Below are 17,048 nucleotides of genomic sequence, written 5' to 3'. Positions count from 1 at the left end.
GATTACAAGGGGCGGCCTGGTTCGGCGGCGGGGCGCTCGGGGATTTCATTGCGCAGACAGGAAAGCGTGCCTAAGGCTGCGCCACACCTCAGAACAGATGAGATCGCTCGCCCTTGATCCTCTCCCTCTTCGAACGAACGATCGCAAAGCGATACCTTCTGCCCGGGCGGGGGGAGGCGTTCATCGCGCTGGTCGCCGGCATCAGCGTGGGTGTGGTTATGCTCAGCGTCGCGATGCTGGTGATCGTAATGAGCGTGATGAACGGGTTCCGTGCCGAACTGCTGGACAAGATCGTGGGGCTCAACGGCCATGCGATCGTGCAGGCCTACGGCCAGCGGCTGGACAATTGGGAAGTCATTCTGGAGGACATTCGCGAGACGCCCGGCGTCGTCAGCGCCTCTCCATTGATCGAGCGGCCGCTGCTGGTCAGCTTCAACGGCCGGGTTGAGGCGATCCTCGTGCGCGGCAATACGCAGGGGGACATAGGGAAGCTCTCGCCCAATGTCCTCGCCGGCAATATCTCGGCGCTTCAACCGGGTGAACGTAATGTGGCGATCGGCGCGCGCCTGGCGGAAAATCTCGGCGTACGCCTTGGCGACACGATCACGATCATCAATCCCGAAGGGCGAGCGACGCCGTTCGGCACGATGCCGCGGCAAATCGGCTATCGCGTCGCCGCGATCTTCGAAATCGGGATCTACGACTACGACCAGAAATTCGTCGTCATGCCGATGCAGGAGGCGCAGCGATTGCTGCTCCTCGGCGACACGGTGGGCATGATCGAGGTCAAGACCACCGACGCCGACCGGGTCGAAGAGATCATGGCGCCGATCGAGCGCAATCTTGCCGGCCGCGCGGTGGTGAACGACTGGAAGACCATCAATTCCACCCTGTTCGAAGCTTTGCAGGTCGAGCGGGTGGCGATGTTCTTTGCCTTGAGTTTCATGGTGCTGGTCGCCGCGTTCAACATTCTTTCGAGCCTCGTCATGCTCGTGCGTGCGAAGACGCGGGACATCGCCATTATGCGCACGATGGGCGCCACCCGGCGCAGTCTGCTCAAGATCTTCGTCACGACCGGCTTTACGGTTGGCGCGATCGGCACGGTAGCGGGGCTGGCGCTCGGCTTTCTCGTGCTCGCGTTCCGCCAGCAGATCGTGAAGGTGATCGAAGTCGTGACGGGGCAGAACCTGTGGGACCCCTCGATCCGCTTCCTCTCGATGCTGCCCGCGCGGGTCGATCCGCTGGAAATTACCGGCATCGTCGCCCTGGCACTGGTGTTGAGCTTCCTCGCCACGCTGTACCCGGCATACAAGGCCGCCAGCACCGACCCCGTGCAGGTGCTGCGCTATGAGTAATCCCGTCGTCCGCCTCCGGAACCTGACGCGCAGCTTCGAGCAGGGCGGCGAGCGCATCGACGTGCTGCGCGGCATCGATCTCGAAATCCAGCCCGGCGAGATCGTCGCGCTGCTCGGCCCCTCGGGCTCGGGCAAGTCCACGATGCTCCAGGCGGTGGGGCTGCTCGAAGGTGGCTTCGGCGGCTCGATCGAGATCGCCGGCACGCCCGCAAGCACGCTGCCGTCCGACGGCCGCACGCGCGTGCGGCGCGAGCACCTCGGCTTCGTCTACCAGTTCCACCACCTCCTGGCGGATTTCAATGCGGAGGAGAACGTGATGCTGCCGCAACTCGTTGCCGGCAGCGGGCGGGACGAGGCGGCCGTGAGGGCGCGCGAACTGCTCGGCGCGCTGGGCCTTTCGCAAAGGCTCGACCATCGCCCCAGCCAGCTTTCGGGCGGCGAGCAGCAGCGTGTGGCCGTCGCCCGCGCGCTCGCCAACCGGCCGACGCTGGTGCTGGCGGACGAGCCGACCGGCAATCTCGACGAGCACACCGCCGACCGCGTGCTGGCACAGTTCCTGGAACTCGTGCGCGGTGAAGGCAGCGCGGCATTGGTGGCGACCCACAACGAGCGGCTGGCAGGCAAGATGGACCGCGTCCTCCGCCTGCACGAGGGCAAACTCGAATAGCGGACCCGGCGCCCGTTTCGGACGTTGGTCATGCAGCAAGGAGGAACTGCATGACCGATCATCCCAGCACGTTCAAAGCCGCCAGAACTCACGAAGAAGGCATCCAGTGGGACGATCGCGCATCGATCCACTCCGCTCACGACGGGCAGGGCGTGCTCGACGGCGCCAAGGGCCTGCGCCGCGGCACGCTGGCCGAGATGGTGGCGCAGGTCATGGCCTATCCGCCCGCGCGGCGCGGCGATTTCGTCATCCAGAAGGCGGGCGACCACAAGCTGAAGCGCGCGGAAATCGAGGCACTGGCGGCGCGAAGCGACTTTCCGGGATGATCGGTTCCCGCGGCGTGGTATGCCGGCGCAAGTAGCAGGGAGGCCCGCCGCATGACCACGATCGCCGATTTCACCGTAACCACCAATCGGGGCGAGACACTCAACCTGAAGGACAAGCTCGGCAAAGTGCTGCTGGTGGTCAACACCGCCAGCAAGTGCGGCTTCACGCCACAGTACGACGGGCTGGAGAAGCTCCATGAGGACTATACTGGCCGCGGTTTCGAGGTGCTCGGCTTTCCGTGCAACCAGTTCGGCGCGCAGGAACCCGGCAGCGCCGAGGAGATCGCCGAGTTCTGCAAGGTGAACTTCGGCGTGACCTTTCCGCTGATGGCGAAGGTGGACGTGAACGGCGAGGATGCCTCGCCGCTGTTCGACTGGCTGAAGAAGGAAGCTCCGGGGCTGATGGGCTCGAAGGCGATCAAGTGGAACTTCACGAAGTTCCTGATCGACCGCGAGGGAAAGGTCGTGCGCCGCTATGCGCCGACCGACAAGCCGGAAGCGATCGCAAAGGATATCGAAGCGCTGCTCTAGCTTCCTTCTCGTCATCCCAGCGAAAGCTGGGATCGCTCACCGCACCGTCGGAGCTTGCTGCCAGCGATCCCAGCTTTCGCTGGGATGACAGAGATTAGGGAAGGGGAAGTAGCGGACGACGGTCGATCCCGCGACGAACAGGGGGAAACAGCGGCACTCTACCTTGGCGAATCCCGCCGCCGCACGCATATTGCCACCATGCCTTTCGCTCCGTTCGTCCCCCTGCGCGTGCTGTCGTCCTATTCGATGCTCGAAGGGGCGATCGATCCCAAGGCGATCGCCAAGCTGGCCAAGGAGCGTGGGTTTCCTGCAATCGCGATCTGTGATCGCAACGGGCTCTACGGCGCGGTCATGTTCGCCAAGGCATGCTTGGACGAGGGTGTGCAGCCGATCGTCGGCACGCTGCTCGGGGTGGCGCGGGATGCGGAGGGCAAGCAGGTCGATTACCTGCCGCTCTATGCGCAGGACGAGGCGGGGTACGACAACCTCTGCCACCTGGTCAGCAAGGCGCATCTCGACCGGCCGCTCGAATTCGAACCTCACGTCGCGCCCGCCGACCTGGAAGGGCGCACCGAGGGTCTGATCGCGCTCACCGGGGCGAGCGAAGGCGCGCTGACGCGGCTGCTCGCCGACGGTCAGCGGGATCATGCCGAGGCCCAGCTCGACCGGCTCGAGGCCCTGTTCCCGGGCCGGCTCTACGTCGAACTCGCGCGGCGCGGCAATGCGGTCGAAGATGCAGCGGAAGGCGCGCTGATCGAGCTCGCGTATCAGCGCGATCTGCCGCTCGTGGCGACGAACCCGGCGAACTTTGCCGAGCCGCATATGTACGCAGCCCACGACGCGATGCTCTGCATCGCCGGCTCGACGCATATCGAGGCGGAGGAGCGAGCCCGCTCCAATCGCGAAGCCTGGGTCAAGCCGGCGGATGCGATGGCCGAGACGTTCGAGGACTTGCCTGAGGCAACTGAGAACACGCTGGTGATCGCGCAGCGCTGCGCCTTCGCTCCGCCAAGCCGCGCCCCAATCCTGCCGAGTCTTGCCGGCGACCTCGAGGGTGAGGCGAAGATGCTCGCGGAAGACGCGCGCAAGGGGCTCGTCGCGCGGCTGGAGCCCTACTATCCGGAATCCGTCCATGCGGAGCTCGTCGAGGCCCTGTGCGCACCGTCGGTCGAGACGCTCGAAGCGAATCCGATGGCGTCCGAGAAGCTCCGCACGGGCGGCATCTGGGACGAGGTTCTCGAATACAAGAAACGCCTCGAATTCGAAGTCGAGATCATCGTCGGGATGGGCTTCCCCGGCTACTTTCTGATCGTTGCCGACTTCATCAAGTGGGCCAAGGACAACGGCATTCCGGTCGGGCCGGGCCGCGGCTCGGGCGCGGGCTCGCTGGTCGCGTGGTCGTTGACGATCACCGATCTCGATCCGATCCGCCTCGGCCTGCTGTTCGAGCGTTTCCTCAACCCGGAACGTGTCTCGATGCCGGACTTCGACATCGACTTCTGCGAAACCCGGCGCGGCGAGGTGATCCGCTATGTCCAGCGCAAGTACGGGCACGACCACGTCGCGCAGATCATCACCTTCGGTAAGCTCAAGGCGCGCGCGGTGCTGCGCGACTGCGGGCGCATCCTGCAGATGAGCTACGGCCACGTCGACCGGCTGTGCAAGATGGTGCCCAACCATCCGACCGATCCGTGGACACTGCCGCGCGCGCTCAACGGCGCCGCCGATTTCAAGCGCGAGTACGACAACGACAACGAGGTCAAGCGCCTGGTCGATCTCGCGATGCAGCTCGAAGGCTTCCCGCGCAACAGCTCGACCCACGCGGCCGGCGTGGTGATCGGCGACCGGCCGCTGGCACAGCTTGTGCCGCTCTACCGCGATCCGCGATCGGACATGCCGGTGACGCAGTTCGACATGAAGCACGTAGAGAGCTCGGGGCTGGTCAAGTTCGACTTCCTCGGCCTCAAGACGCTGTCGGTGCTGCAGAAGGCCGTCGAGCTGCTTGCGCAGCGCGGGATCGAAGTCGATCTCGGTGCGCTCGCGTGGGACGATCCGGCGGTCTACGAGTTGCTCAAGCGCGGCGACACGGTCGGCGTGTTCCAGCTCGAATCCGAAGGCATGCGGCGCACGCTGACCGCGGTGAAGCCGAGCAATTTCGGCGACATCATCGCACTCGTGTCGCTCTATCGCCCGGGCCCGATGGACAACATCCCCTTGTTCGGCAAGCGCAAGGGCGGCGAGGTGCCGATCGAATATCCGCATCCCAAGCTCGAAGGCATTCTGGCGGAAACCTACGGCATCTTCGTCTATCAGGAACAGGTCATGCAGGCCGCGCAGATCCTCGCCGGCTACTCGCTCGGCGATGCCGACCTGCTGCGCCGCGCGATGGGCAAGAAGGTCCAGGCCGAGATGGACGCGCAGCGCCAGCGCTTCGTCGACGGGTGCAAGGAGGTGTCGGGTATCGAGCCCAAGCAGGCGAACGAGCTGTTCGACTTGATCGACAAGTTCGCCGGCTACGGATTCAACAAGTCGCACGCCGCGGCCTACGCGCTGCTCGCCTACCAGACCGCGTGGCTGAAGGCGCACTATCCGGAGGAATTCTACGCCGCCTCCATGTGCTTCGACATGCACCAGTCGGAGAAGCTGGCACTGTTCGTCGACGATGCGCGGCGCGGCGGGGTCGAGGTCTATGCGCCCGATATCAACCGCTCGGAAGCCGAGTTCACCGTCGAACGGACCGACGAGGGCTATGCCGTGCGCTATGCGCTGGCGGGCATTCGCAACGTCGGCGAGAAAGCGATGGAGGCGCTGGTCGCCGAACGCGAGGCGCACGGCTGGTTCGAGAGCCTGCAGGACCTGTTCGAGCGCATCCCCAAGGGCTCGATGAACAGCCGCCAGCTCGAAGGGCTGGTCTGCGCCGGGGCGCTCGACGGGCTCGAGCCGGACCGGGCGAAGCTGTTCGCCAATATCGACATGCTGCTCGCCATCGCCGACGCCGCGAACCGCGAGCGCGAGAGCGGTCAGGTCGGCCTGTTCGGCGGCGAGGAAGCGGCAGGCGATACGCTGCGGTTGAAAGATGCCGAGCCCTGGAGCCGCGCCGACCGTATGGCGAAGGAGCGCGAGAACTTCGGTTTCTACTTCTCCGCTCATCCGGTGGAGCAATATCGCGCCGTCGCCTCGGCCAATGGGGCGCGCAGCTATCAGAGCCTGATGCAGGGTGGCGGCCCTGCCGGCGGACGCCAGCCTGCAGTGATGGCCGCGATGGTCGAGAAGGTGAACAAGGGCCGCACGCGGCGCGGCGGCGAATTCGTGCGTGCCGACTTCTCCGACAGCTCGGGCCAGTTCAGCGCGGCCTGCTTCGAGGAATCGCTGGTCGAGAGCTTCCAGAAATGGGCGGCGGAGGGGACGTGCGTGCTGCTCAACGTCGAACTCGACAGCCCCAGCCCGGACGAACCGCCGCGCGTGACCGTGCGCGGCGCGCGGCCGCTGGATGAGGTCAAGAGCGGCTCGCGCATGCTGCTGACGATGGACGTGACCAGCGCCGATGCGATCGCGGAGCTGAAGCTGGCGCTGGAGATCGGCACGCCGGGCCACGGCGAGGTGCAAGTGCGCCTGAAGATCGGCGGCGAGAGCGAGCCACTCCTGCGGCTGGGCCGCGACTATCGGCTCGATGGTGAACTCGCGGAGCGCCTGGCCGAGATCGAAGGGCTAGAGAATGTCGCGCTCGCTACCCAGCGGGGCGGCGGGCACTTGCGCCTCGTCGCCTGATCCTGGCGCCGCTTCGGCGGTAGGTCGCGGCCGGGCGAAGACGTTCGTATAGCGCGCCGCAATCAGCAAGAGGGTCGGGACGGCCATGGTGTTGAGGATGTCTTTCACGTTCTCGCGGCCGATGGCGCTCTCGAACGGGCCGGGCATTCCCCGAATATCGAGCACCTCGCCCACGAACGCGGCAAGCAGCACCAGCAGCCACGGCCTCCATTGGTGCACCTTCCATCCGAACAGGGCGCACGAGCCGAACAGGACGATCAGCGCGACGTAGATATGCAGCGCGTCCCTCGCGAGATGCAGGTGCTCGACGAGATAGAACTTGGATTGCTGGAACGGATTCATTCGCCCCGCCTGCCGCCGATTGCCAAGGCGCGCAAGCGGCGGCATGAAAGTGGCAAAGAGAAATCTAACGGGAGAGAAATACCGATGCTCGGAGCCATGCAGGATTGGGACCTCGTGGTCACCCACCTGATCGACCACGCCGCACGCGAACACGGCGCGCGTGAACACGTCACCCACTGGGGAGACGGCACGGAGACGCGCGCCACCTGGGCCAGCGTGCGGCGCGATGCGCTGAAGATGGTGCAGGCCCTGCAGGTGCTCGGTATTGCGAAAGGCGACCGGATCGCGACGCTGGCCATGAACCACTCGCGTCATCTGGTGAGCTGGTACGGCGCCGTAGGCGCGGGCGGGGTGCTTCACACGATCAACCCGCGCCTGTTCGACGATCAGCTCGAATATATCGCCAACCACGCAGAGGATCGGGTGCTGCTCTATGATGCGGCGTTCCAGCCGATCGTCGACAAGATGCGCGAGAAGTGGACCACGATCGAGCACTACATCTGCTACGATCCGCCGGCGGGGTTCGCCGGGCTCGGCTTCGAGGACTGGATTGGCGAGCACGACGGCGAAGCGAGCTGGGTCGCGGTGGATGAGCGCGATCCCTGCATGCTCTGCTACACCAGCGGCACCACCGGGCATCCCAAGGGCGTTCTCTACGAACACCGATCGACGATGCTGCACGCCATGGCCGGCATTCAGCCGAACAGCTTCGATTTCGATGCACGGAGCGTGATGCTGCCGGTCGTGCCGATGTTTCATGCAGCAAGCTGGGGCCTGCCCTGGGCGGGCGCGGCGACAGGCGTGAAGTTCGTCTATTCGACGGTCAACGACCCTGCCGTCCTGTGCGGTCTGATGGAGCGCGAGGGCGTGACCCATTCCGCCGGCGTGCCGACGGTGTGGCTGGCGATGTTCCAGCATTGCGACGCGACCGGCACCCCGCTGCCCAAGCTGCAACAGGCGATCATCGGCGGCTCGGCCGCGCCGCGCTTCATGATCGAGCGGCTGATGAAGAACGGCAGCCGCGTGGCGCATGCCTGGGGGATGACGGAGACTTCGCCCATCGGCACGGTCGGCGCGCCGACGCCCGACTGGGACACGCTCTCGTTCGAGGAGCAGGTCGAGATCGTCACCCGGCAGGGCCGCCCGATCTTCGGCGTCGAGCTGCGCACGGTCGATCTCGACGACTGGACCAAGGAATTGCCGCGCGACGGCAAGACCGCGGGCGCACTGCAGATTCGCGGTCCGTGGATCATCAAGCGCTACTTCAAGGCGGAGGAGGACGCGGTGACGGCCGACGGCTGGTTCGACACCGGCGACGTCGGGATCCTCCACCCCGACGGCACGCTGCAACTGACCGACCGCACCAAGGACGTGATCAAGTCGGGCGGAGAATGGATCAGCTCGGTCGAGCTGGAAAATGCCGCCTGCGGCCATCCCAAAGTCGCGGAAGCGGCCGCCATCGGCATTCCGCACCCAAAGTGGGACGAGCGACCGGTGTTGTTCATCGTCAAGAAGCAGGGCCAGGACCTGACCGCAGGGGAGCTGATGGAGCACCTGACTCCGCTGGTCGCCAAATGGTGGCTGCCCGACGCGGTCGAGTTCGTGGACGAGATTCCCCACACCGCCACCGGCAAGATCAGCAAGAAGGACCTGCGTGCGCGGTTCAGTGAATATCGGCTGGAGGAATGACGGAGGAGCGAATGCCTCACTACATCGACCCCAGCCGCGCGAACTTCGAAGCCTTCAAGGCGCTTCCGCGCGACGAGCCCATCCATATGCTGAACCTGCTGCTCTACCGCGACCTTGCCGACTATCCGGCGGGCCATGAGCACGTGGGGAAGGGCTGGACCGGGCGGCGCGCCTACCAGGAATATGGCAAAACTTCGGGCCCGATCTTCCGACGCGTGGGCGGCACGATCGTCTGGCGCGGTGCGTTCCAGGCGATGGTGACCGGTCCGGAGGATCGCCGCTGGCACGATGGCTTCGTCGCCCAGTATCCCAGCAGCGCAGCTTTCTTCGAGATGATCAAGGATCCGGACTACCAGCAAGCCGTCATAAACCGCACGGCTGCACTCACGGACAGCCGCTTGGTGCGTTTCAAACCGGGCGAGGGCGGCGAGGGGTTCTGACAGCGTCTTTCGATAGCGTCGGTCCGCAGTGCGGGCTATTATTCCTCGTCGCGCTCACCGGAGCGCCCGTTTCCATCGAGGAGGCGCGAGATGAATTCCCATGTGCGAATGCCGGCTGCGAACGCGATCCGCATTGCCGCCTGGTCGATAGCCGGCCTCGTTCTCTGCGTACCGCTGGTCGCGATGCAGTTCACCAGCGAGGTGGACTGGACCGTATTCGACTTCATCGTTGCGGCGGCGATGCTGGGTGCGACCGGATTGATGGCGGAGGTCCTGTTTCGCAGATCGGCCGGGCTCGCATACCGCGCCGGCACGGTCTTTGCGCTCGGCGCCATACTCTTCACGATGTGGGCGAACCTTGCCGTGGGCATCGCGGGGAACGAGGGCGATCCGTTCAACCTTCTGTACTTCGCACTGCTCGCGTTCGCGGTTCTGGTGGCTGTGCTCGTGCGGTTCCGGGCATTGGGTCTGGCGTTCATCTCCGTCGGTGCGGTAGCAGGTCTTGCTCTTTTGGGCGCGGTAGCCGCGTCGCGCGGCTACGCGATCTGGCCGCAGACCATCGTGCTCATGTTGCCCTGGTGCGCCGCAGCCGCATTCTTCCGCTACGCGGCGCCAGCGCAGACCGCCTAGAGCAGCCGCATCTGCCCGCCGGTCTCCGGCGGTCTGAACTGCGAGCAATCGAGCTCGAACCGTTCCTTCCCGATCCCGGCGCGCTTGCAGGCGATGCGAAAGCGCGTGCGGAAGAGGTCGGCCCAGACGCCGCTCGGTTTCATGCGGGTGAAGAAGTCGGGGTCGTTGTCGCGCCCGCCGCGGATCGAACGGACGATCGACATGACCTTGTCGCCGCGCTCGGGAAAATGGACCGAGAGCCATTCGCGAAACAGCGGCGCGACTTCGTGCGGCAGGCGCAGCGGTATCCAACCGGCCGAGCGCACTCCCAGTGCCGCAGCGCGCGCTACGATCTCTTCCATGAACTCGTCGGTGATCGCGGGGATGATCGGTGCGATGGAGCAGTGCGCCGGCACGCCTGCCGCGACCAGTTTTCCCAGCGCTGCGAGCCGTTTGGCGGGCGCAGCCGCGCGCGGTTCGAGCTTGCCCGACAGCTTGGGATCGAAAGTGGTGACCGAGATCGCCACAGCGACCAGCCCGCGCTCGGCCATCTCGGTCAGCAGGTCGAGATCGTCGAGCACGCGGTCGGACTTGGTGGTGATCGTCACCGGGTGGCGCGCGTCCAGACATACCTCCAGAATCTGGCGGGTGATGCGGTAGCGCCGCTCGATCGGCTGGTAGGGATCGGTGTTGGTGCCCATCGCGATGGGGCGAGGGCGGTACTTCGGCTTCGCCAGCGTCTCGCGCAGCAGCCGCGCGGCATCGGGCTTGGCGTAAAGCTTCGTCTCGAAATCGAGACCCGGGGACAGGTCGTGATAGGCATGCGTCGGCCGCGCGAAGCAATAGACGCAGCCGTGCTCACATCCCCGATAGGCGTTCACCGAACGATCGAAGGCGATGTCCGGCGAGCGGTTGAAGGAGAGGATCGTCTTCGGCCGCTCCTCGGTCACCGTGGTGCGCAGCTTTACGGGCGGGCCGTCAAGCGCCTCCATGTGGTCGCGCCAGTCGCCATCTGCCTCGCGCGTTGCCAGCCCGAATCGCGTCGGCACCGCGCCCGACTGGGCGCCGCGACCGTGCACTTCAGGGTCGAGACGGCGTTCCATTTTTAGAACATACAGTGAACATTTTCGGAGCGCCAGTTTGTTTTCGCGTAAAGACACGAAGATCTGGCCCGCCCCCGCAGAGGGGCACTCCCACGGCGTGCTGCTCGCAGTTCGTCTCCGAGAATTGAACCGGAGGTGAGACGGATCTTTGCCGACCGCAGGACTTGAGAAGGTCAGTCCCGCGCCGTCACCCGCACGCCGCCGCCGCCCGACAGCTCGGGGAAGGTCGGCCACAGGCCCTGCGCGAGGGCGGTCCGGCTCTCGGACGCTCCACCGGCCTGACGTTCGTACATCCAGTAGTTGCGCATGACGATCGAGACGTAGCCGCGCGTCTCCCAGTAGGGGATGCTCTCCATGTAGAGCAGCGGATCGCCGAGATCGCGCACCTCGGTGTTCCAGCGGCTAATCGGTGTGAGACCTGCGTTGTAGGCGGCCATGATCTTCGGCAGCAGCCCGCCGGTCGCAGGTGCGTCGCGGAGCATCCGGAGATGCGCCTGCCCGAAAGCAAGGTTGATCTCCGGCCGTGCGAGATCGCTCGGCGAGCCGGCAACGCCGAGCCTGCCCGAATGATCCATCGCCGCAGCGGGCATGATCTGCATCAGACCGCGCGCACCGGCCGGGCTGACGGCGTCGGCGCGGAAGACCGATTCCTGCAGCGTGTGTGCATAGGCGAGCGCCGGATCGACCTTCCATCCGTTGACCGGCGCCCATCGCGGCGCGGGATAGCGCAGCGCGGGTTCGGCCGCCGCGCCGCGCGGGGCATTGTGCGCCATCCAGAGCTGGGTCGAGGGCAGCCCCATGTCGCGCGCGAGGCGCGAGAGCTCGTCGTAGTTCTCGGGATTGCCGATCCGTGCCTCGTGCCGCAGGACCTCATCCGCGAGATCGTCGCGCCCGATTTCCGAGAGCGCGACCGCAATCCGCACATTCTCGTTCTCGCGCAGCTTCTGCCAGTCCTCCATCGCGAAGTCGGCGCCGGCGTGCGTCCGTGGCAAGGCTTGGCCGAGCTGCTCGCGGGCGAGCATGCCGTAGAGCGTCTCGTCGAACCGCGCCGCTCCGCGCAACTGCTCGCCTGCCTTCTCCGGATGGCGGCACCGGACCAGCGCACGGCTGGCCCAGTAGAAGGAGGCTGCGGTAAGTTCGTTGTTGGTCGATCCGCTTGCGGCGCGCCTGAAGGCATCCGCCGCCGTGTCGCAGTCGCCCATCCGCCAGGCGGCGAGCCCGGCGACCCAGTCGCCTTCCGCCACCCACGCGCCGGATCCCTGGTGCACCGTCAGCGCCATCGCCAGCGCCGCGGGATCGTTGTTTTCGATGTAGTAGCTCCAGGCCACGCGCTGGCGCCATTCGGCCCGCGCGGGCGGACTGAGCAGGGCATCGACGCCGTCGAGCAGCAGGCGTGCGCCACCCGGGTCGTCGTTGGTGATCCGCTCCAGGATTGCCGCCCGCACGTCACTCGGCATCGTGCCGTCGTCGACGGTCGCAGGGCGGATTCGCTTGGAAGAATAGGCTTGCCGCACGAAATTCTGCTCTTGCGGCAGATACGGCGCCGACATGAGCCCGCGGGTCAGGCCGAGGTTGCCCATCTGCTCGGCCTGCGGCAAGCGGTTGCCCGAAGCGAACCAGGCCTGGATGGCGGGAAGTTCGACCCGGGGGCTGTTGGCGGCGAGATAATATTCGGCACGCGCGACCTGGTGCAGCGGCCCATCGCCGCGTTCGGCGAACATAGCCTGGACCCGTGCCCAATCCTCGCGGTCGATCGCCTGGAAGAGCTGCGAATAATACTCGCGGTCGGGCCGGCTCAGCAGTTGCGGGACATTGCTGTTGAGAGCGCGGGAGCGGAAATATTCCGCGCTGCTGTTCGCTGCGGCCGGTGCCGCCACGATCGCGGACGCGAGAGCCGCGGCGATCGTCGCCGCCAGCTGCCAACCCCGCTTAATCCGTCCGTCCGTCGCCATACGTCCAATCGAGCCAGCATCGCCAGAACCGCTCGCGACGTTTCGCCGAACGGCGCATATCCGCGAGCCCTCCGGCCCCCATGGCAGGAATGCTTCGCCCTTCATGGTTAAATTCCGGTAAAATTGCAGGACGTTGCGCCATGTCGTGTCTCAGCAGCGGTGGAATGTTGCGCCCGAGGAAAAGGATACGCTGCGGTGCGACGAGCCCGACGTGATGGGCGAGCAGCGGGCCGAACCCGGCGGAACCGATCGCGGTCCAGTCCGGAGCGGGGTCGTGGCGCGGCAGAAGAGACGCGAGATAAACCGCATCCGCTGCAATTCCGGCCGCCCGCAGGAACCCCTGCAGCAGGGCGCCGTCCGGCCCTGAGAGAAGGCTTTCGCGATCGCCTTCTTCCGGCTGGTTGACGACGATCATCAGCGCCGCTCCGGCCGGACCAATGGGCGCGACGCGAGGAAACGCGCCGCCCCGATCGATCGTGTCCGCAGTCAACCACCATTCGCGAAATGCCGCGAGATTGGTCGGCCAGGCGGAGCGGTCGGCGTCGATTTTCGGCGGCGCTTCGGCCTGAGGTGCCAGCGGCGCGGGCGCCGCGGCTGCCGGTATGGGAACCGCCTTGGGGGCCTCATCCTCCGGCGGGGCCAGCCAATCCGTAGCGTCCTCGGCGAAATCGCAATCGACGCCGGCCTCGCGCCACCAGTCGAAGGCGGCGGCAAGCTGGTCGGCAAGGGGCGGGGGCGGGCGTTCGGCCATCTCGGCTGCGGTCTTGACCTGCCCCGCCGCAGCAATCAAGGCATGATCCAAGCCTCGTCAACGCAATATTCGAAGGACCGACCGGGAAATGAGCGAACGCGAATCGATGCCGTGCGACGTCGTGATCGTCGGCGGGGGCCCTGCTGGCCTCGCTGCGGCGATCCGTCTCAAGCAGATCAACGATGCGCTCGAAGTCGTCGTTCTCGAAAAGGGATCGGAGATCGGCGCGCATATCCTGTCGGGCGCGGTGGTCGATCCGATCGCGCTCGACGAGCTGCTGCCCGACTGGCGCGAACAGGGTTGCCCGATGGCGGAAACGCCGGTGACCGACAACTGGCACTGGGTGCTGAGCAAGTCGGGCAAGTGGTCGATGCCGCACCTGCTGATGCCGCCGTTCCTGTCGAACAACGGCTGCTACACCGGTTCGCTCGGCAATCTGACACGCTGGCTCGGCGAACAGGCGGAGGCGCTGGGCGTGATGGTATTCCCGGGCTTCCCGGCTGCTGACGTGCTGTTCGACGAGAGCGGCGCCGTTGCCGGCGTGGTGACGCAGGACATGGGCGTTGCCGCCGATGGAAGCCACAAGCCCGACTACCAGCCGGGCATGGAGATCCACGCCAAGTATACGCTCTTTGCCGAGGGCGCGCGCGGTAATCTGACCAAGCGGATGAAGGCGAAGTTCGACCTCGAGGCCGATTGCCAGCCGCAGACCTACGGGCTCGGCGTCAAGGAACTGTGGGACATCGATCCCGCGAAGCACGTCCCCGGCCGCGTGATCCACACGCAGGGCTGGCCTCTCTCGGAAAGCGACACCTGGGGCGGCGGCTTCCTCTATCATCAGGCGAACGGGCAGGTCGCGATCGGCTTCGTCACCGCGCTCGACTACGAAAATCCCTACGTCTCGCCGTTCCAGGAATTTCAGCGCTGGAAGCAGCATCCGGCGATCCGTGAGTATCTCGAAGGCGGCAAGCGCGTCGCCTATGGCGCGCGTGCGATCAACGAGGGCGGCTGGCAGTCCGTGCCGAAGCTCGCCTTCCCCGGCGGGGCGCTGATCGGCTGCGCGGCAGGCTTCGTCAACGTGCCCCGGATCAAGGGCAGCCACACTGCGATGAAGAGCGGTATGCTCGCCGCGGAGGCGGTTGCGGCGGCGATCGCCGGGGGCAGTGAAAAGACCGAGTTGGCGGACTACGATTCCGCCGTGCGTTCGAGCTGGATCGCGGACGAGCTCAAGAAAGTGAAGAACGCGCAGCCCGCCGTCGCCAAGTTCGGCGGCGATATCGGCACGCTGGTCGCCGGGGTCGACATGTGGATGCGCACGCTCGGCATCGGCTTGCCGATCACGATGAAGCACGCGCCCGACTACACGCACACGCACCGGGCCGACCTTCACCGGCCGATCGACTATCCCAAGCCCGACGGCGTGATCAGCTTCGACCGGCTTACTTCGGTCTCCTATTCCTACACCAACCACGCGGAGGATCAGCCCTGTCACCTCAAGGTGAAGGACATGGCCCTGCAGGAAGCGAGTGAACTGGGTGTCTATGGCGGCCCCTCGACGCGCTACTGTCCCGCCGGCGTTTACGAGTGGGTCGGCGTGGAGGAGGGCGATCCCAAGTTCGTCATCAACTCGCAGAACTGCGTCCACTGCAAGACCTGCGATATCAAGGACCCGAACCAGAACATCGAATGGGTCACGCCCGAGGGCGGCGGCGGGCCTAACTATCCGAACATGTGATGGGTAGCGCCCGCACCACCCCCAAACCCCCTCCTCTGAAGAGGAGGGGGCTTTACCGTTGCGCACTCTTCTCCCCCTCCTCTTCAGAGGAGGGGGCCGGGGGGTGGTGAACGCGGTGCCGGCCGAAACAGCCTACGCCAAGATCAACCTCGCGCTGCACGTCCGCAGGCGGCGCGCGGACGATTATCACGAGCTCGAGACGGCGTTCGCCTTCGTTGACGCCGGCGACGAACTGACCGCGCGCACCGCCGCACAGGATAGCCTGACGGTGACCGGAGAATTCGCCGGCGCGCTCGACGATCCGTTCGGGAACATCGCCGCCAAAGCGCTCGGCAAGCTGCCGCGCGCGGAGGGGCTGGCGGTCACGCTGGACAAGCGCCTTCCCGTCGCCGCCGGGCTCGGTGGCGGCTCGGCTGATGCGGGCGCGGTGTTTCGGATGATCCGCGAGCGCTACGGCTTGCCCGACGACTGGCGCGAACGTGCCGCCGCTCTAGGAGCGGACGTTCCGGCCTGCGTCGAGAGCGAGGCCTGCATCGGCCGCGGGACGGGGACCGAGCTCGCGCCACTGGAGAACGACCTCGCCGGAACGCCGGTGTTGCTGGTGAACCCGCGCGTGCCGCTCGCGACCGCGGCCGTGTTCGCGGCCTGGGACGGCCGGGACCGGGGCCCACTGCAGGAAGGTCCAGCATCCCGTATCGCGCAGGCGGGGCGCAACGATCTCGAAGCGGCAGCCGTCGCGCAGTGCCCGCTGATCGCCGACGTCCTCGCCGCGCTGCGGGGGACGAGCGCGTTCCTCAGCCGCATGTCGGGTTCGGGCGCGACGTGTTTCGCCCTGTTCGAGAGCGGCGATGCTCTGACCGACGCCGCTGCACGGCTCACTGCGGACCACCGCGACTGGTGGCAAATGCAAGGAAAGCTGAGATGACCAGCCATTCTCCCTATCGGCACGTCGGCGAGGTCGCGCCGGGCGGGATCGTGTGCGTGGCGGACCACGCGTCCAGTTTCGTGCCCGACGACGTCTCGCTCGGCATTGCGCCCGAGCTTCTGGGCAAGCACATCGCGGTCGACATCGGCGTGGAGGGCGTCGCCGAGCGAATGGCGCTGGGTCACGGAATTCCGGCGCACCTCGCCCGCATCAGCCGCCTCGTCTGCGATCTTCACCGCGAAGAGGATTCACCGGCCGTCGTTCCAACCGCCAGCGACGGGTACGTGATACCGGGCAATGTCGATGCCGATATCGAGGAGCGGCTGGCCCGGTTCCACCGGCCCTATCACGCGGCGCTGGGGGACTGGCTCGATGCGGCACAGCCTGAGCTTATCGTGGCGCTTCACAGCTTCACGCCGCGGCTCGAAAGTGGCGGCGAGGAGCGTCCTTGGGAAGTGGCGCTGCTATACAACGAGGATGACCGCGCGGCGCGGCACGCGATCCGCCTGTTCGCCGAGGAAGGGCTGACCGTCGGCGACAATCAGCCCTATTCGGGCAAGCAGCTCAACGCGACGATGAACCGCCATGCCGAGGCGCATGGCCGGCCGTATCTCACGATCGAGGTCCGCCAGGACATGATCGAGCGCGAGGCAGACCAGACCCGCTGGGCGGCGCTCGTAGCGAATGTCGCCCGCCAAACCTCCCTTTTGCTGAAACGCACCTAGAGACACCTAGGCGCACTCAAAGGAAGTCAAAAGGCGCAGAGCTGTTGCCGGCAAAAGAATTTCCCTTTCGACCGCTGCGCGCGATGCTTTAGGGGTGACCGGAACCCAAATCCCGCAACATCTGGAATTC

General features: G+C 66.1%; 15 protein-coding genes. 11 read left to right on the top strand and 4 right to left on the bottom strand.

The genetic code is table 11. The features are described from left to right. Window positions 1–113 precede the first annotated feature (113 nt). The 5 genes from JNO53_RS03025 (at window position 114) to dnaE (ending at window position 6,647) form a co-directional block, all read left to right on the top strand. The gene (locus tag JNO53_RS03025; RefSeq protein ID WP_203107471.1) at window positions 114–1,355 is read left to right on the top strand and encodes a lipoprotein-releasing ABC transporter permease subunit; all 1,242 of its coding nucleotides are present in this window, start codon (window positions 114–116) and stop codon (window positions 1,353–1,355) included. Continuing rightward, window positions 1,348–2,022, top strand: coding sequence for an ABC transporter ATP-binding protein (locus JNO53_RS03020; RefSeq protein WP_203107469.1), 675 nt, complete (start codon window positions 1,348–1,350; stop codon window positions 2,020–2,022). The genes JNO53_RS03025 and JNO53_RS03020 overlap by 8 nt, the downstream gene beginning before the upstream one ends. Before the next feature lie 50 nt (window positions 2,023–2,072). Next, the gene (locus JNO53_RS03015; protein ID WP_203107467.1) at window positions 2,073–2,348 is read left to right on the top strand and encodes a hypothetical protein; all 276 of its coding nucleotides are present in this window, start codon (window positions 2,073–2,075) and stop codon (window positions 2,346–2,348) included. A 51-nt stretch (window positions 2,349–2,399) separates the two neighbouring features. Next, window positions 2,400–2,879: a glutathione peroxidase gene (locus JNO53_RS03010; RefSeq protein ID WP_203107465.1), complete on the top strand. Its 480-nt coding sequence runs from the start codon at window positions 2,400–2,402 to the stop codon at window positions 2,877–2,879. A gap of 198 nt (window positions 2,880–3,077) precedes the next feature. Then, on the top strand, window positions 3,078–6,647 hold the full coding sequence (gene dnaE, locus JNO53_RS03005) for a DNA polymerase III subunit alpha (protein ID WP_203107463.1): 3,570 nt from the start codon (window positions 3,078–3,080) through the stop codon (window positions 6,645–6,647). Here the strand turns inward: dnaE and JNO53_RS03000 are convergent. Further along, window positions 6,588–6,989 carry a hypothetical protein gene (locus JNO53_RS03000; protein WP_203107461.1) on the bottom strand — a complete coding sequence of 134 codons (402 nt, stop codon included), beginning with the start codon at window positions 6,987–6,989 and terminating at the stop codon, window positions 6,588–6,590. The two genes, dnaE and JNO53_RS03000, sit on opposite strands and share 60 nt — an antisense overlap. 84 nt (window positions 6,990–7,073) lie before the next feature. Between JNO53_RS03000 and JNO53_RS02995 the strand changes: the two genes are divergently transcribed. The 3 genes from JNO53_RS02995 (at window position 7,074) to JNO53_RS02985 (ending at window position 9,748) form a co-directional block, all read left to right on the top strand. After that, window positions 7,074–8,678: a long-chain fatty acid--CoA ligase gene (locus JNO53_RS02995; protein ID WP_203107459.1), complete on the top strand. Its 1,605-nt coding sequence runs from the start codon at window positions 7,074–7,076 to the stop codon at window positions 8,676–8,678. Window positions 8,679–8,689: 11 nt separating this feature from the next. Continuing rightward, the gene (locus JNO53_RS02990) at window positions 8,690–9,118 is read left to right on the top strand and encodes a DUF1330 domain-containing protein (protein WP_203107457.1); all 429 of its coding nucleotides are present in this window, start codon (window positions 8,690–8,692) and stop codon (window positions 9,116–9,118) included. A gap of 90 nt (window positions 9,119–9,208) precedes the next feature. Further along, window positions 9,209–9,748: a hypothetical protein gene (locus tag JNO53_RS02985; protein WP_203107455.1), complete on the top strand. Its 540-nt coding sequence runs from the start codon at window positions 9,209–9,211 to the stop codon at window positions 9,746–9,748. Here the strand turns inward: JNO53_RS02985 and JNO53_RS02980 are convergent. The 3 genes from JNO53_RS02980 to JNO53_RS02970 all read right to left on the bottom strand — a co-directional run bounded on the left by JNO53_RS02980 (window position 9,745) and on the right by JNO53_RS02970 (window position 13,572). Continuing rightward, a complete protein-coding gene (locus tag JNO53_RS02980; RefSeq protein WP_203107453.1) occupies window positions 9,745–10,830 on the bottom strand; it encodes a PA0069 family radical SAM protein in 1,086 nt (361 codons plus the stop codon). The two genes, JNO53_RS02985 and JNO53_RS02980, sit on opposite strands and share 4 nt — an antisense overlap. 173 nt (window positions 10,831–11,003) lie before the next feature. After that, a complete protein-coding gene (locus tag JNO53_RS02975; protein WP_203107451.1) occupies window positions 11,004–12,782 on the bottom strand; it encodes a lytic transglycosylase domain-containing protein in 1,779 nt (592 codons plus the stop codon). Continuing rightward, a complete protein-coding gene (locus JNO53_RS02970) occupies window positions 12,760–13,572 on the bottom strand; it encodes a hypothetical protein (protein ID WP_203107449.1) in 813 nt (270 codons plus the stop codon). Before JNO53_RS02970 ends, JNO53_RS02975 begins: the two co-directional genes overlap by 23 nt. 49 nt (window positions 13,573–13,621) lie before the next feature. On the opposite strand from JNO53_RS02970, the gene JNO53_RS02965 reads away from it, so the two are divergent. The 3 genes from JNO53_RS02965 (at window position 13,622) to JNO53_RS02955 (ending at window position 16,918) form a co-directional block, all read left to right on the top strand. Further along, window positions 13,622–15,268, top strand: a complete 1,647-nt coding sequence (locus tag JNO53_RS02965) for an electron transfer flavoprotein-ubiquinone oxidoreductase (RefSeq protein ID WP_203107447.1) — start codon at window positions 13,622–13,624, stop codon at window positions 15,266–15,268. A gap of 115 nt (window positions 15,269–15,383) precedes the next feature. Beyond that, complete coding sequence (locus JNO53_RS02960; protein ID WP_203107868.1) at window positions 15,384–16,193, top strand: 4-(cytidine 5'-diphospho)-2-C-methyl-D-erythritol kinase; 810 nt, start codon at window positions 15,384–15,386, stop codon at window positions 16,191–16,193. Continuing rightward, a complete protein-coding gene (locus JNO53_RS02955) occupies window positions 16,190–16,918 on the top strand; it encodes an N-formylglutamate amidohydrolase (protein ID WP_203107445.1) in 729 nt (242 codons plus the stop codon). Before JNO53_RS02960 ends, JNO53_RS02955 begins: the two co-directional genes overlap by 4 nt. Window positions 16,919–17,048: the final 130 nt, after the last annotated feature.

The sequence above is a fragment of the Altererythrobacter sp. C41 genome (genome assembly GCF_016803135.1).
Lineage (GTDB): Bacteria > Pseudomonadota > Alphaproteobacteria > Sphingomonadales > Sphingomonadaceae > Pelagerythrobacter.
This window is presented reverse-complemented; position numbering and strand designations above follow the sequence as displayed.

Excerpts from the sequence above, each read along its gene's own strand:
- JNO53_RS02965 (WP_203107447.1), top strand. The coding sequence starts at position 13,622 with ATGAGCGAACGCGAATCGATGCCGTGCGACGTCGTGATCGTCGGCGGG.
- JNO53_RS03020 (WP_203107469.1), top strand. The coding sequence starts at position 1,348 with ATGAGTAATCCCGTCGTCCGCCTCCGGAACCTGACGCGCAGCTTCGAG.
- JNO53_RS03000 (WP_203107461.1), bottom strand. The coding sequence starts at position 6,989 with ATGAATCCGTTCCAGCAATCCAAGTTCTATCTCGTCGAGCACCTGCAT.
- JNO53_RS02980 (WP_203107453.1), bottom strand. The coding sequence starts at position 10,830 with ATGGAACGCCGTCTCGACCCTGAAGTGCACGGTCGCGGCGCCCAGTCG.
- JNO53_RS02985 (WP_203107455.1), top strand. The coding sequence starts at position 9,209 with ATGAATTCCCATGTGCGAATGCCGGCTGCGAACGCGATCCGCATTGCC.
- dnaE (WP_203107463.1), top strand. The coding sequence starts at position 3,078 with ATGCCTTTCGCTCCGTTCGTCCCCCTGCGCGTGCTGTCGTCCTATTCG.
- JNO53_RS02995 (WP_203107459.1), top strand. The coding sequence starts at position 7,074 with ATGCTCGGAGCCATGCAGGATTGGGACCTCGTGGTCACCCACCTGATC.
- JNO53_RS02990 (WP_203107457.1), top strand. The coding sequence starts at position 8,690 with ATGCCTCACTACATCGACCCCAGCCGCGCGAACTTCGAAGCCTTCAAG.
- JNO53_RS02955 (WP_203107445.1), top strand. The coding sequence starts at position 16,190 with ATGACCAGCCATTCTCCCTATCGGCACGTCGGCGAGGTCGCGCCGGGC.
- JNO53_RS02975 (WP_203107451.1), bottom strand. The coding sequence starts at position 12,782 with ATGGCGACGGACGGACGGATTAAGCGGGGTTGGCAGCTGGCGGCGACG.
- JNO53_RS03015 (WP_203107467.1), top strand. The coding sequence starts at position 2,073 with ATGACCGATCATCCCAGCACGTTCAAAGCCGCCAGAACTCACGAAGAA.
- JNO53_RS03010 (WP_203107465.1), top strand. The coding sequence starts at position 2,400 with ATGACCACGATCGCCGATTTCACCGTAACCACCAATCGGGGCGAGACA.